This window comes from Nonlabens dokdonensis DSW-6, assembly GCF_000332115.1.
Lineage (GTDB): Bacteria > Bacteroidota > Bacteroidia > Flavobacteriales > Flavobacteriaceae > Nonlabens > Nonlabens dokdonensis.
This window is the reverse complement of the sequence record NC_020156.1, coordinates 3540429-3555889: the sequence shown is the minus strand read 5'-3', so window position 1 is coordinate 3555889 and position 15461 is coordinate 3540429. Positions and strand designations below refer to the sequence as shown.

The 15461-nt window shown below is 34.5% G+C and carries 10 protein-coding genes; 2 read left to right on the top strand and 8 right to left on the bottom strand.

What is annotated here, in order from left to right; translation table 11 throughout:
• Positions 1 to 209 precede the first annotated feature (209 nt).
• Positions 210 to 1589 (top strand): NAD-dependent succinate-semialdehyde dehydrogenase, encoded by a 1380-nt coding sequence (locus DDD_RS15650; protein ID WP_015363926.1) that lies wholly within the window; start codon positions 210 to 212, stop codon positions 1587 to 1589.
• Positions 1590 to 1911: 322 nt separating this feature from the next.
• Here DDD_RS15650 and DDD_RS15645 read toward each other — a convergent pair whose 3' ends face one another.
• The 7 genes from DDD_RS15645 to DDD_RS17400 form a co-directional block, all read right to left on the bottom strand.
• The gene (locus DDD_RS15645; RefSeq protein ID WP_015363925.1) at positions 1912 to 2820 is read right to left on the bottom strand and encodes a response regulator; all 909 of its coding nucleotides are present in this window, start codon (positions 2818 to 2820) and stop codon (positions 1912 to 1914) included.
• Positions 2817 to 5192 carry an ATP-binding protein gene (locus DDD_RS15640; protein WP_015363924.1) on the bottom strand — a complete coding sequence of 792 codons (2376 nt, stop codon included), beginning with the start codon at positions 5190 to 5192 and terminating at the stop codon, positions 2817 to 2819. Before DDD_RS15640 ends, DDD_RS15645 begins: the two co-directional genes overlap by 4 nt.
• A 1-nt stretch (position 5193) precedes the next feature.
• The gene (locus DDD_RS15635; protein WP_041567215.1) at positions 5194 to 6420 is read right to left on the bottom strand and encodes a DNA cytosine methyltransferase; all 1227 of its coding nucleotides are present in this window, start codon (positions 6418 to 6420) and stop codon (positions 5194 to 5196) included.
• Positions 6413 to 6625: a helix-turn-helix domain-containing protein gene (locus DDD_RS15630; protein WP_041567214.1), complete on the bottom strand. Its 213-nt coding sequence runs from the start codon at positions 6623 to 6625 to the stop codon at positions 6413 to 6415. Before DDD_RS15630 ends, DDD_RS15635 begins: the two co-directional genes overlap by 8 nt.
• A gap of 530 nt (positions 6626 to 7155) precedes the next feature.
• On the bottom strand, positions 7156 to 10863 hold the full coding sequence (purL, locus tag DDD_RS15625; RefSeq protein ID WP_015363922.1) for a phosphoribosylformylglycinamidine synthase: 3708 nt from the start codon (positions 10861 to 10863) through the stop codon (positions 7156 to 7158).
• Between the two features lie 189 nt (positions 10864 to 11052).
• Positions 11053 to 11559: a hypothetical protein gene (locus DDD_RS15620; protein WP_015363921.1), complete on the bottom strand. Its 507-nt coding sequence runs from the start codon at positions 11557 to 11559 to the stop codon at positions 11053 to 11055.
• Between the two features lie 257 nt (positions 11560 to 11816).
• Positions 11817 to 12194 carry a hypothetical protein gene (locus tag DDD_RS17400; protein WP_052329278.1) on the bottom strand — a complete coding sequence of 126 codons (378 nt, stop codon included), beginning with the start codon at positions 12192 to 12194 and terminating at the stop codon, positions 11817 to 11819.
• A gap of 101 nt (positions 12195 to 12295) precedes the next feature.
• On the opposite strand from DDD_RS17400, the gene DDD_RS15610 reads away from it, so the two are divergent.
• Positions 12296 to 13303, top strand: coding sequence for an alcohol dehydrogenase (locus DDD_RS15610; RefSeq protein WP_015363919.1), 1008 nt, complete (start codon positions 12296 to 12298; stop codon positions 13301 to 13303).
• 72 nt (positions 13304 to 13375) lie between these two features.
• Here DDD_RS15610 and DDD_RS15605 read toward each other — a convergent pair whose 3' ends face one another.
• On the bottom strand, positions 13376 to 15397 hold the full coding sequence (locus DDD_RS15605; RefSeq protein WP_015363918.1) for an endonuclease: 2022 nt from the start codon (positions 15395 to 15397) through the stop codon (positions 13376 to 13378).
• Between the last annotated feature and the right edge of the window lie 64 nt (positions 15398 to 15461).

Sequence of the window (15461 nt, the reverse complement as noted above, 5' to 3'; positions counted from 1 at the left end):
GTATTATCTAAAATTCTTGAAATTAGGATGGACTTTTATCCACATTCCTATTGATGGAATTAAATTGCGATCTAATTATTTAACGATTGTATTGCTTAATTGTTAATAGTTGTATAAGAGCAAGTTAAATAATTTATAGATACTCAACTCTTCTTATATAATTAACGGTAAGGCGTCGATGATGTGCCTATATTCAAATAAAAAATATTATGAGCAACCAGATAACAACTATCAATCCAGCAACCGAGCAAGAAATTAAATCTTATGATTTAATGTCTCAGGAGCAAACCATGACCGAAATAGAAAACTGTCATAAGGCATTTAAAGAATGGAAAGCTTTACCTATTGAGAAAAGAGGTGACATTATTAAAAAGATAGGAGAGAAATTTAAAGAGCATAAAGATGAGTTTGCCGAGTTAATGACCCAAGAAATGGGTAAATTATTTAAACATGGTAAACAAGAATTGGATCTTTGCGCTGGTATTTGTGAGTATACAGCAGCAACCGGTCCTAAAGAATTGGCTAACGAAAATGTAGACCTTCAAGATGGAGGTAAAGGAATAGTAACTTATTCACCGCTAGGAGTCATTTATGGAATCCAACCATGGAACTTCCCTGCATATCAAGTGGTGCGTTATTCTATCGTAAATCTTATGGCAGGTAACGGAATCCTATTAAAACATGCTGAGAATGTTACGGGATCTGCTCTTAAGCTCAAAGAGATTTATGAAGAAGCTGGTCTACCTAAAGATCTATTTAATGTATTAATTATAGATCATGATACGAGTGAAAAAGTTATCGAACATGATTTAGTTCGTGGAGTTACATTTACTGGTAGTGCTGGAGCAGGAAGAAAAATAGGTGAGCAAGCTGGTAAAAACATTAAGAAAACGGTTTTAGAACTAGGTAGTAATGATGCTTACATAGTATTAGAAGATGCCGATATTGATCACGCTGTAAAAACTTGCACAAGAGGTCGTATCTATAATAACGGAGAGACCTGTGTTGCAGCAAAACGTTTTATCGTAGTAGATGCAGTTTACGAAGAATTCAAGAAAGGATTTGTAGAACGCATGAGCAATATTAAACATGGAGATCCAATGGATGAGACTTCACAGTTAGGTCCTATGGCTCGCAAAGATTTAAGAGAGAAATTACACAATCAAGTGGAGGAAAGTGTAGAAAAAGGAGCCGAAATATTATGTGGTGGGCAGCTACCAGATGGTGATGGTTACTATTATCCATCTACGGTTTTGGGCAATGTAAAACCGGGACAACCAGCTTATGACGACGAGCTTTTTGGGCCAGTAGCTTCCTTAATTAAAGCTAAAGATCAAGAAGATGCCATGCGCATTGCAAACGATAGCCGTTTCGGTTTAGGTGGCGGAATCTTCTCTAAAAATGAGGATAAAGCCATACAATTAGCACAAGATCATTTTGATACAGGAATGGTGTTTATCAATTCGTTTGGACTTGCTCAAGTAGATATGCCATTCGGTGGAGTGAAAGATTCAGGTTTTGGTAGAGAACATGGTGGTTTTGGTATAAAGGAATTTGTAAATGTTAAGGCTATTAATATTTTGGATTAGTCCTTGCCAGCATTTATAAAATTTAAAAACCACTGTTTGCGCAGTGGTTTTTTGTATTCCTATAATTTCGCTTTCGCGAAAGTGAAATCCTAATTATTTATCTAGATTTAAACAGAAGTTCTTTACTGATATTTTAAAGTAGGATTTACTTATTTTTTACCATAGTACTTTGTTGTGCATAGTGCTTTCCACGTTCAGATTGTCAGTCAAACTCGGTTATCCGATGTATTTTTTTTAGTTCAAATGTTAGCGTCGGCAAGACATACTCTTTTGCAATTTTTGGCGTAGAGTTGGCTGTAGTGAATTGCAAATGTGTATGGCTTTACGCGTTGGCTTTTAATTGTGAACTTAAATCATTTATGTTATCAATATGTATGTTAATGTCTTTTCTAATTTTTTTACAAAGGTCTTCATTAAACTCTTCACCTTTTTTGGTTCTAAATACTTGTTTTTCTTCATCTAATATTGCGTGTGCAAATTGATTCCTAACTAATAGAATTTCCTTTTTATAGTCAGCAATAAAATTCACGAGACCTTCCTTATCGATAATATTAGATAAAGTATTTGCTCTTTGGAAAGCAGAAAATGAGACTGGGTCTCCAATAATCTTATCTAATCTTGAATTCTTTTTAAAGTTTTCTGCTTCACCTAACTTTCTTTTGTGAAAAGAAATTATTTCTCCAAATAAAGCATCAATAATATCTTGATCTGTTTTTCTTTCAAAATATTTACCAACAATATCAAGAGTTTTTTCATCTAGATTACTGGTTTCGTGCATTATCATCCCTCTCATAGCTACAATATGGTTGAATTTTCTCAATGTTAAATCAATTAAGTTTTTAATTTCACTACGCAAATCCCTATAACTATTGCCAGTTAAAGTATAGAATGTGACTCTATTATTGTTAATTAACTTGGTGTCAACCCCTAAATCTTGTTTCGCAGAATAGAAGAATATTTCAGTAGCAATATTGTTTTCTCTTCTAATGAAATCAATCACTTCACTCCCCAATTTACCATCATTCAAATGATAATCGGTGATTATTAAATCAAAATTATCTTTTAATACGGCTTTCTTGAAATTTTCGACATTTTCAAATGTTTTAATATCTACTTGGAAATAGTGTTCTGTTTTTAAATAATCAACCAAATAATCTTTAATGTCTGTGAACGGACTTTCTTCTTCTTCAAATTTATCGTCAATCCATATAACTTTGTAATCTATTTTCATATTGGTAATTTTATTTGAAATTCAGCACCATCTGAGATATTTTCTAAGGCAATAATGGTTCCGTTATATTTTTTTAGAATTTTTCTAGTGTGATATAAGCCGATACCAGAACCATCAGTTGTACTGAATTTAAAATTGAAAATTTTATTCAAAATTTCATCAGGTATTCCATTACCATAATCTTTAAAATTTAATAATAGATTATCTTTAGTTTTACTCCAAGTTAAATCAATTCTAGTAGCATCTGCCTTTCTTGAATTTACAAATAAATTATCAAGTAATACTGTGATTTCAAGTGGTCTAAAACTCATTACTTTTTTAATACTTTTAGGAGTTTTAATATTTATTTCTATTTGATTTCTAGAATGTATGTAAGAATCATTAGGGACATATATTTTTTCAATATAATGATTTATGAAACTAACTATGTCTTCAGTAATCCGACTAGCTTCAGTACTAAAATTAGCTTTTGTGACAAATCTCGAAGAACTAACAATCTTTTGTACCTCTAAACTAATATTCTGAACACGATTCAAAAGTTTATCTTTTGACTCTTCATTTTCAATTAGTTCGGTTAGTTTGTCTAGTGACCAAGAAATATTATTCGCTGTATGTGTTATTTGATGTTGAAGGCTTAATAGGTCTTTTTTCTCTCTTCCTATAACAGAATCGCTAAACAAACGATTCGCAATTTCTGTATTTAATTCAGCTTTAAGACCTTCATTTTCAATATGCTTTTCAAGAGCTTCTTCCTCTGCTTCTTCTTTGCTTTTCTTTAAATCAGAAAGTTTTTTCTCTACACTTTTAATGGTTTTTTTGACTTCGTTTTTATCAAAATCATTTTCATCTAAAGAATCTGAGATACTTTTTAATACTCCTTCTGCTGAATCCTTACTTTTTGAATCTAAAAGGCTTAAAATATTTGGAGCAATTTCAAAACTAACAACAGATTTAGAATTTGTTAAGCTTAAAATTAGTTTGCTTAAATTATCATTTACATTAAAATCTCTTTCATTGTCTTTTCCCTCGTTTTTGATAAAAGATTCGTTAATATTAATATAATCACTCTCAGATAAAAAATTCCCCCAATCTGTAATTTCAATAGTATACTTTTCTAGTTTTTTAAGTGTTTCATAGAACTGAGTTTCCAAATTTTCGTAAGATTTGGTTCTTATAAAACCATCTCCACGACTTGAAGTTTCTCTAAGGTTATTATTTTCTCCATTGATAGAAATATAACCTAGAACTTCTCTAGTGCCTAGGTACCTGCTGTATCCTTGAGCCTTCCTATTATCCATTTTAAAAGGGTCTTCTCCTCTTTCGCCATAGGGATAAACCCTTAGCCCATTCTTATAAACGAAAATATGACCATATTCTACTGAGTCTACACCCATTCTTCTTGCAAATGTTAGCTTAGCAGAATGATTTAAAAAATAAATTGAATAATGAATATTAGTTAAATCCATGAATGGATTTTTTTCAACTACTTTATAAACCAATTGTCCTCCTTCAAATAAAGTAGTTATAATATTGTCTTTTTGAATATCTGATTCTATATAACTAGTTTTTAATTGTAAAGTCTCAAAAATTGGGTTTTTAATTTCACCATTAATGATATGGAAATAGTCAATTTCTGATTCGTCTAATTTACCTTTTTCAAACAGTTTGCTATTTTTCTTTTTTTGCTTTAAATCTCCTTCCTTTTCATCTTCAACAGATAGAAAAATTTTAAAGGAATCATCATCTTGAATAGTTGAAGGGTTGATTAGTCTTGCAAGTGAATCTTTTAATCTTTCAAATTTATACCTATCCCATACACTATGAAGATTTGAAATCTCTAGTACAGTTCCCTTATTAATTCCGTAGGAACTAACCTTTAATGTTTCGTGCAAAACACTCACATTTACAAATTCATTATTGCTGTCTTCTTCAAATTTATTCCAATCAGTTATTAAAGCTTCAGTTTTAGCATTTTCCTCATCTTTAATTGTTTCAAGGTATAGTTCACTCCCGAGTCTATCACAAGAGAACCTACCAATTCCTTTCGCACCAGCATAAGCTCTTTTTACTTTTATCTTATCTCTAAAATTTTTGTAACTATCTTCTTCGTCTCCTTCTTTTTTAGAGGAACGAGCAACGAATAGCCATTTATCAAGTAAGTCTTGATAACCCATTCCTTTGCCATTGTCTTTAATTATGATCTTTCCTTTTTCAGTATAGATATCTTGAAAAATCACATCAACTCTTGTAGCGTGAGCATCATAAGAATTTTTTACTAATTCAAAAACAGCTATAAAGTCATCAGTGATTAAGTCTCTACCAATTATATTTTTTAACGCAGAACTAACTTTAAATTGAAGAGGTTTCTGCATGCTAGATAAGATTATTAATTGTTATACCAGCTTGTTCACCGAATAAAGGAGGGATTGCATTACCAATTTGTGAATAACGCGGAACCTCTTGTGTTCTTCTTTTTCCACCAGTTGTGTATTTTCCTTTAAACTCATACCAATCGTCAAATGATTGTATCCTTGCATACTCACGAACGGTAAAAATTCTAGGTTCACAATAATGCACATAATCATCTGGTAAAGTCGTTATGGTTGGAGTAGGAGTAGTTCCAGATAATGGAATTATTGTTCTTTTTTTAAGATTAAATTTTTCTTTTATTTCATCTGATAGTGTTTTATTTTTATCTGCATTTTCAAGTATGTACTCAAACTTTTCTATTGTAGAAGGATTGTGTTTTGCAAATCTGTGACTATCAGGAATTTTTTCTGAATAGTTTCCTTTTAATAATTTTTGATATTCTGACTTAGGTCTATTGTATAAACCAGCTTTAAAAGAGGCTGTATCAGGTGACATAGTCTCATTAATTCTTAATAAATCTGATATTGCATCTTCCAAACTATTTGTTAAACCAATACCTTTGTTTATTAGGAATTTTTTTCTTTCGCTTCTTATTGAGTCAAAAAAATCTGTAGGTTTCGTATTCTTTACTATATCTTTTCTAATTCCTACCAAAATGAAACGTGTTCTTTTTTGTGGAACACCATATTCGGAAAAATCAACTAGACGACCTTCTACTTTGTAGCCTAAATATTTTTTATCTTTTGGAGTATAACCTAATGCACTTTTTACGTATTCAGAGTACACTTTTCCTTGAATTTTATTCTTATCAAACTTTTGAGTAAAACCTTTTACATTTTCAAAAAAGATAACTTTTGGTTGTACTTTACGAATAAATCTTATATATGATTTAATTAATTTATTTCTTAAATCATTTTCATTTCTTTTTCCAGCTGTTGAAAAACCTTGACAAGGTGGTCCGCCAGCGACCATATCAATTTTACCTCTTAATGATTTGAGCTCATTAGGGTAATTCTTAATTATTGCATTAATATCGTGGTTGGATTTTGGTAACCAATTTGGCCAATCAAAATGATTATTTTTTTCAATTAAATTATAGTTGAAAGTTTCAAACGCGTCAGGGCTTTTTTCAATTGCGAACAATCCTTTCCATAAGCCAGAGTTATATAGTCCAAGAGAAAGTCCGCCACAACCTGCGAAAAGGTCAATATATGTTTTCTTTTCACTCATTTTCAAGATTATTATTTTTTGTTGGCACTAATAATATTCTCACATCAACATCCAAAATGTTTGCAATTTTTCGGAGTACTTCGATACGTGGTTGTGCATTATTATTGCAATAGTTAGTTACTATTACATAACTTTTTTCAATCTGTTCTGATAACCACGTTTGCGTTCTTCCCTGTTCTTTGAGTACTTCTTTAATTCTGTTCATTTTGACTATTTATCAGTCATTGCGAAGCATTTTATACAGTATTGGTTTATATTTTAATACTGCATTTTAGTGCGTTGTATAACATTACGAAATTACAATATAAAAATTTATTAAAAATTATGTAATAACAATATATATTTGTATTGTTTTACAATATATAGTCATAGAAGATATATCAAATTTGATTTATAGAAAATTGTTTACAATCAATTGGAAAACCTAAGTGCAATGAGATTTATTAGGCTTTATATAGATTCAGAATATTAACCCAAGATTAAGAGAGGAAGTATGTCAATTAGTATGGGTAAAAGTAATTTAGTCAAGAAGAAATTCAAAATCGTTAACCGTATTAACAATAGAAAAGGACAAGCTCTTTTAATTTTTTAGGGCAGGAACAAATTTAAATGAGCTGGACTATGCTGTTGGCATAGTCTAAATCTTATCGAGATAAAGGTTTTAAGAAAAGTATTTAGCTTTATTTTCATCAACCAAACATGCTAAGAAAAATACTTGGCATGTTGGCTTACAAATTATTTATTCTCCAACCAAACCCTAGCATTCACAAATGCTTCTAGCCAAGGAGTCACTTCATCATTTTTACGATCAGTAGGGTAATGTGCCCAGTTCCAAGAAAACGTAGATCGTTCTAAGTGTGGCATCATTACTAGGTGACGTCCATCTTCACTGTTTAACATCGCAGCGTTATAGTGAGATCCATTAGGGTTTGCTGGATAGCCGTCATAACCATAAGTTGCTGGGATTTGATAAGCGCTGCGATCTTTTGGTAAATGAAATTTTCCTTCTCCGTGTGCGGCCCAGATTCCTAGTTTGCTACCTTCTAGAGATTGTAGCATTATCGAATTGTTTTTGGCAATTGCTACACTGGTGAAATTACATTCAAACTTCCCTGAATCGTTATGAAGCATTTTAGGTTTCTCGTCATGATCTGGATGGATCAATCCTAATTCTACAAAGAGCTGGCAACCGTTACAAACTCCTATACTCATGGTGTCTGGTCTGGCAAAGAAGTTCTTTAATGCCGTGTTAGCTTTCTCATTATACAAGAAGGCACCAGCCCAACCTTTGGCACTTCCTAAAACATCACTGTTAGAGAATCCGCCTACTGCGGCTATGAATTGTACATCTTCAAGTGTCTCACGTCCAGCAATTAAGTCGGTCATGTGAACATCGATTACTTCAAAACCTGCGAGGTACATTGCGCGTGCCATTTCTCTTTCAGAATTACTTCCTTTTTCACGTATTACGGCCGCTTTAACGCGTTTTTGAGGCAATTCAGGCAGTTTTCCTGTAAAATGCTCAGGAAATTTAAATTCTAACGGCTGATTCACGTAATTCAGTGCGCGCTCATCTGCTTTGTCGTTGAAGGATTGTTTTCTATCTAATAAATGCGAAGTTTCATACCAAACATCGCGCATGTCATCTACGTCTATGATGAATTCATTGATGTCTAAAACGGCTTCGTCTATGGCATTTCCTATTTTAAAGAAAGGAACGCCTGTTTTAGCCAATTCTTTCTCGATGCTATCATCGGTTGCTTGAAGCACGATTCCGGCATTTTCTGAGAACAATACTTTGACCATATCGTGACCTACTTGTGCCAAATCCAGTTCCATTCCCACGTTTTGTGATGGGAAACACATTTCTAGTAATGTGGTTATTAATCCACCACTAGCAACATCGTGTCCTGCGAGCACTTTGCCTAATTTTATCAAGGATTGTATGGCTGTAAACGCTTTCGCGAAAGCGGAACTATCCACAATCGTAGGACATTCATTTCCTATTTTATTTTGTGTTTGTGCAAAGCTAGAACCACCTAATTTATGGTCATCGCCACTCATGTTGATGTAATAAATAGGAGCCTTGTAATAACGTTGCAATACCGGTTCCACGACTTTAGAAATAGCATCACAAGAACCTACCGTACTGATGATAACCGTTCCTGGAGCCAATACATCCATATCTGGATATTTTTGCTTCATAGAAAGACTGTCTTTACCAGTAGGAATGTTGATTCCTAGCTCAATGGCAAAATCGCTCACGGCTTCTACCGCACTGTACAAACGAGCATCTTCTCCAGGATTGTTACACGGCCACATCCAGTTAGCACTTAGACTCACGCCTTTAAGGCCTTTTTCTAATGGTGCAAAAACTAGATTAGTCAGCGACTCAGCAATCGCATTGCGAGAACCAGCAGCTGGATCGATTAATGCGGCAACTGGTGCATGACCTATTGTAGTTGCCACTCCATTTTTACCGTTATAATCCATCGCCATAACACCTACGTTATTTAATGGCAATTGCAATTCTCCACAAGTCTGTTGTTTGGCAACGCGACCTGTTACACATCGGTCTACTTTATTAGTCAGCCAGTCTTTACAAGCGACAGCTTCCATGCGTAAAACGTTGTATAAATAAAGTTTAAAATCTTTCCCATCATAAGGAACAGCGTCATAAATGCGCTCGATGGTCTTGTCATCCATTATGGTTTTAGGACTAGAACCGAACATATCTTCTAGCGCCAGATCCATAGGGCTGCGACCGTCTTTTTCACTGAACGTGAACTTATTATCTCCGGTAACTTTACCTACTTTATAAAAAGGTGCACGCTCGCGAGCAGCAATTTCTTCTAGTACAGGTGAGTCTTTTGCATCCATAACTAATCCCATACGTTCTTGGGACTCGTTACCGATTAATTCTTTACGAGATAGTGTAGGATCACCAACTGGCAATTTCTCTACGTCTATAATTCCGCCAGTTTCTTCTACTAATTCTGATAGACAATTCAAGTGTCCACCAGCACCGTGATCATGAATAGATTTGATAGGATTGTTATCACTTTCTACGAGTCCACGTATCGCGTTTGCAGCACGTTTTTGCATTTCTGGATTGGAACGTTGTACGGCATTCAATTCTAGACCAGAATCTAGTGCGCCAGTGTCTGCGCTACTTACTGCAGCGCCGCCCATTCCTATTCTATAATTATCTCCACCCATAACGATGATGTCATCGCCAGCGTCTGGAGTTTTCTTTAAAGCTTGGTCTTTCTTTCCATAACCTATTCCGCCAGCTTGCATGATGACCTTATCAAAACCTAAATAACGAGGAGTTTGCGACGTGGTTATCTGCTCGTTATCAGCAGATTGCTTCGCTTCGCTCGCAATGACGTCTGAGTGTTCGTTGTGTTCAAATGTCAAAACAGAACCTGTGATCAACGGTTGACCAAATTTGTTACCAAAATCACTCGCACCATTTGATGCTTTTATTAAGATGTCCATCGGTGTTTGATACAACCACTTGCGTGCTTCAAAACCGTTTTCCCATGGTCGTTCTTCATTTAATCTCGAGTAGCTGGTCATGTAAACGGCTGTTCCTGCTAGTGGTAAAGATCCTTGTCCACCAGCAAGTCTATCGCGTATTTCTCCACCAGATCCTGTTGCAGCGCCGTTAAATGGCTCTACGGTAGTAGGGAAGTTGTGTGTTTCTGCCTTTAGTGAAATAACCGAATCAAATAAGCTGGTTCGATAAACGTCTGGTTTATTTGCTGTTTTAGGAGCAAACTGTTCTGCTTTTGGTCCTTCTACAAAAGCTACGTTATCTGAATAAGCACTTACGATACCATTAGGCCAGCGCTTAGAAGTTTCTTTAATAAGCTTGAATAGAGAAGTAGGCATCTCTTCTCTATCAATAATAAAAGTTCCATTAAATATTTTGTGGCGGCAGTGCTCACTATTCACTTGTGAGAATCCAAAAACCTCACTGTCGGTTAACTTACGGTCTAATTTTTCAGAAAGCTGGATTAGGTAATCAATTTCATCATCGCTTAGCGACAATCCTTCTTGCATATTGTAAGCAGGAATATCATCTATTTCTAGTACTCCTTCAGCTTCTACATTAATGTCAAATTGCGATTGATTGAGTCCATCAAATTTTTGCAATAGCATTTTATCATAGTCAGAATCTGCTGTGCAGGCATGAAATTCTTCGATGCGCAAGATGCCTTTGATTTCCATGTTCTGAGTAATCTCGACCGCATTCGTGGACCATGGAGTAATGGTAGTGGCACGCGGCCCAGTATAGAAACCTGATACCGCATCGGCTTCTAATTTAGGAGCATTTGCAAACAGCCATTGCAATTTCATATCATCTTCTGGAGAGATAGCTGTTTGGGTTTGAACTGCGTATAAAGACTTGGTAGGGTTTCCGTAAAAATGAATCATTGTAAGCGCTTTTGTGGGCTGTTGCAAAGATACTTTTTTAGTGTTTTAAATTGATGCATTTTGCTTACGCGAAAACGTAATTATTAACGGAGTTGTTTACAATAAAAATGTACTCTGTATCTCACATTATTCTTAATGTAGTGTAATTGATTTTACTATTCATTTTCCAATAGTTATAGGTTTGAATTATCAGTCAACAGCTTTAAGGGCTCTTTTCAAAGTAGGTTCATAATCAAAAGTTGAACATGGTGTTTCTGTCATAACACGTTTTCCTTTACGTTCTATTTTACTTTCATCCATTTCCCAGTCGTAAACGTAAATATCAACTCTGAACACCTCGTTCAATTCTTTATAATTCATTCCTTGTTCCGTACGACCGAAGTTTTCCTCAATTTCTTCTATTTTAATGGGAACTCCTTTTTCTAAATAGATGGTTAGTCTAGTTCTTCCATAAGACAAACCTAATTCACGATAAATTTTATGAACCTCACTATTATCATCTTTCCAGACTCTTAAAATACCACCACCATCTAAGGTGATCCCACTAATTTTAGTCCAGTCAAAGTAGTGCTCAGTTAATGAAGTATTATTTTCTATAGCCTCAACTTTTGCTTTGATTTGGTTGAGTTTATTGGCAGATTGATTGAAATTACTCAAGGTGAAAATCAAACAAAAGATTACTGATACTAATCTCATTTAATTAATAATTTAAAGATTCTATAATTGTAGCATCCTAAGAAACCACCTTAGAGTAAGATAATGATAAAATTAAATAGATTGGGTTCTGGGTGATTATTAGAGCTTTCCCCAAAATTATAAAACAATTCATTAATAATATGAGGCTCATGACAATGATTATTACAAGGATCAGGAACTAAAAATTTTGTAAAGCAATTATTAATAAATATAAAAAAGCTGCTCCTAAAATCATAGGTAGCCATTTTAAAACATTATTAATCATCAATTTCTCGTATTTTAATCATTTCCAGTTCTAAATCGAGTCGATTACTCTTAGAATAGCAGAAATACCGATCATCTTCGGTTTTGTAAATCTCAACCTTCATGGTGTCCATCTCTTGAAAGTTAAGTTTATTATTGATAATTTTAGTTTTTCCTAAATGATATTCACAATCTGAGATCCATTTTACATTATTGTGAATTTCTGTACTGGTGATATTGCTGACCTCTATTTGTGTAGAATCTGTTCTGTAAACCGTCCATTCTGCATATTTAGGATTTGCAAACTTAAACACACCTGTCTTATAGTCTTTACAGTTTTTGTTGGTTTGACATGAGATCACCGCAAGAAATAGGAGAAAGGTGTATTTCAAAATAAATAGTTTGATTTCAAATTTAATGTTTTAACTCTTAACCAAACCCTAACACACTTGGGACGCTAACTTCCGTATATTGAAAATAAAACTAAACAATTATGAAAGCAGCAAGATTTATAGAACAAGGCGGTGACTTAACCGTGGTAGAAATGAATAAACCTTCACCAAAAGAAAACGAGATTTTACTAAAGGTAGAAGCTTGTGGAATATGCCACAGCGACGCCTTTACTCAGGCAGGTGCTATGGGAAATGATTTCCCGAGAACGCCAGGTCATGAGGTTATAGGAATTATTGAAGAGCTGGGCAGCAATGTTTCTATGTTCAAAAAAGGAGAACGAGTAGGAATAGGTTGGCATGGTGGACATTGTTTTGACTGTGATCCATGCCGTAGAGGTAAATTTATTAATTGTGAGAATGCCAAAGTTTCTGGTATTTCTTACGATGGTGGTTATGCAGAATACATGACTGCGCCATATGAGGCAGCGGCGAGAGTTCCTGAAGATTTAAAAAGTACTGAGGCAGCACCATTATTATGTGCTGGAATCACGGTGTTTAACGGAATGCGTAATGCAGGATTGAGAGCTGGCGATACAGTTGCGGTTCAAGGAATAGGTGGATTGGGTCATCTAGCGATACAATTTGCTCATAAAATGGGAATGAAAACAATCGCATTGAGTACTACAGATGATAAAAAAGAATTGGCTATGGAATTAGGTGCCGACCATTTTATTGCTACTAAAGATGAAGATGCCGTAGAACAATTACAAAAATTAGGTGGCGCAGATCTTATAGTCGCAACAGCACCTCACGCAGATGCTATTTCTAGCGTTATCGACGGTTTAGGAATAGATGGTACGATGTTATTAATTGCAGCAGCAGGAGATGATGTAAAAGTTTCACCATTACAATTATTACAAGCTAGAAAATCACTGAAAGGTTGGCCTAGTGGAGTAGCACCAGACAGTGAAGATACATTAAAGTTTAGCTCGCGTACAGGAGCATTGCCTATGATTGAAGAATTCTCTCTAGATAATGCCAAAGAAGGTTTTGATAAAATGATGAATAATGAATTGCGTTTTAGAGGTGTTTTAAATATGTCTAAATAGACCATCATCACAGTATAGTACGATTAAAAAATGAGCCTGTTAAGGCTCTTTTTTTTTAATTAGTGTAAGATTTTACTTGACTATAAGTTTGTATGTTTTTGAAACACCGTTTACTTGTAGTCGTGCAATAAAAACACCAGTTCTATTTATATAAAAATAATTGTTGTTTAAAGCAATTTCTAATTGTCTACCAGATAAATCATATATATCTAATTGCTCTATTTCATTTTCTAAATTCCCAATATAGAACGTACCTGATGATGGGTTAGGGTAGATGCTTATATTTTGAAATGCAAAATCATCATTACTTGCTGTATTGTCGAAGGTATGCATACCTAAGTCGCTAGAATTGTCTTGTGCAAAAACATTCCATTCTCCAGCTTTATCAAATGTCGTATTTGGACCTGTCACATTAGACTTGCGCACTAAAGTTTCATTCTGAATATCATCTGCATTACTATTAGGATCACCGACTACGTCTAGTAAAATTCCAGCTTTAAACAATCCGATGGCATCATTACCATTAAAATTCAAAACACTACTACTACCTAGCAATAAATCTGCTTCAGCTAGAATTGCTGCGTTTGCATTTCCTCGCGCTAATACATAAACCTCTTGATCTTGAAGCGTTCCAGATAGTGTCTCAGTGACGTTCCACGTACCACTTCCATTTTGACTTAGTTGGATAGAATAGTCAGCTAGATTTACCGAAGAACCGGTATAATTTGCAATTTCTAAAGCTTTATTATTTCCACCACCTTCTATGTATTCTGAAATAAATAATTCTGTTGCAGCACCAGATGGCATTTGAACATTTAGGTTTGTTCTAGTATCGTCATCAGGTAACATGTCACCGTTTCCGTCTACATTGGCAAAATTATCAGGATCGTCGCTTTCTTTTGAAAAACTGCCATTAGTACCAGCAGAGTTGAAATCTGCTGTGACAGTAATTTTATTGATCACGCAATTACAAGAACTTGAAATATCTGCTGCCGTTAAGGTGTAAGTAAGTGTTCCAAAGGCATCCGTACTATTAATTCCAGCATTAAGTTGTGCAATTTGTCCTGGAGAATTAAATGTTCCAAAATCTGCAACAGCGGTCACGTTAAACAAATCTGTCGTCCCGATATTATTGATTTCGTATTCATAGGTAATTTGATCACCAGCGCTAGCAAAACCATCCATGTCTACATCTACGAATGTATCTTTTAAGGTAGCAAACAATCTACCAGAAGGATTATTAGTCGTGGTCCATATCATATCCACATATTGCGGATTATCGACAAATGGGTTTCTATTGTTCTGATGTACATAGATATCATTATTACGGTCTATCTCTTTTTGACTTACTGGATCTTGTGTATGCCAGTCAAGTAGTAAATCAATATACCATTGCTCATAAAAGCGATCACTAGATCCATCTCTTGGATTGTTAGCACTTGCGTTTGCTGCATCCCAACCAGAATCATTGATATTATTTTCATAACGCGTGGCAAAATAGAGCAACATTCTAGCGATATCACCTTTAAATTCGTCTAGAGGTTCAAATACTTGTCCATTAAAACCTGTCGTTATAGAAGGACCTTTTCTACTACCATTCATATAAGTGGTAATCGATGCACCATTAGGATTTACTTCTCCAAAAGGCAAATTACTTCTTCCTCCATTAACCCATCCATCAGTAGGAATAACGTGGTGAGCATCGCTGCGCATAGGCTCATTCTGACTAAAGAAACCCTGCGGATAAATATGTTCTCGATTATAACAGTCTGCTTCACTATTAAAATTACCACAGTTTGCATTCACACCTATGACCCAATTATAAGGATCTGGTCCATTGGGATTCTCAGAATACATATCAAGAATTGTATTCGTTTGTGTACCATTATCAAAATACTCATCGTTATCTGACGTATTATAGAGAGTGATTAAAGAACCATAGCTTTGCCCGTTATAGCCAGTAGAGATAATGTTGCTTAATTCTGACTTTAGCTGATATCCTGTGAGTCCATTAGCGCTATTATAATATCCTGGCGGAATTTGAGCAATTCCCATTACAGATAGTAATAAGAACAATAGGGTAATATTCTTCATATGTGTTTATTGTAAATTCCTTAGTCTTAAGAAATTTTAGATGATTACATTTAAAAGTAGATGG

Coding starts and splice junctions, on each gene's coding strand:
- DDD_RS15620 (WP_015363921.1), bottom strand. CDS start 11,559: ATGAGATTAGTATCAGTAATCTTTTGTTTGATTTTCACCTTGAGTAAT.
- purL (WP_015363922.1), bottom strand. CDS start 10,863: ATGATTCATTTTTACGGAAACCCTACCAAGTCTTTATACGCAGTTCAA.
- DDD_RS15650 (WP_015363926.1), top strand. CDS start 210: ATGAGCAACCAGATAACAACTATCAATCCAGCAACCGAGCAAGAAATT.
- DDD_RS15640 (WP_015363924.1), bottom strand. CDS start 5,192: ATGCAGAAACCTCTTCAATTTAAAGTTAGTTCTGCGTTAAAAAATATA.
- DDD_RS15635 (WP_041567215.1), bottom strand. CDS start 6,420: ATGAGTGAAAAGAAAACATATATTGACCTTTTCGCAGGTTGTGGCGGA.
- DDD_RS15630 (WP_041567214.1), bottom strand. CDS start 6,625: ATGAACAGAATTAAAGAAGTACTCAAAGAACAGGGAAGAACGCAAACG.
- DDD_RS15610 (WP_015363919.1), top strand. CDS start 12,296: ATGAAAGCAGCAAGATTTATAGAACAAGGCGGTGACTTAACCGTGGTA.
- DDD_RS15645 (WP_015363925.1), bottom strand. CDS start 2,820: ATGAAAATAGATTACAAAGTTATATGGATTGACGATAAATTTGAAGAA.
- DDD_RS15605 (WP_015363918.1), bottom strand. CDS start 15,397: ATGAAGAATATTACCCTATTGTTCTTATTACTATCTGTAATGGGAATT.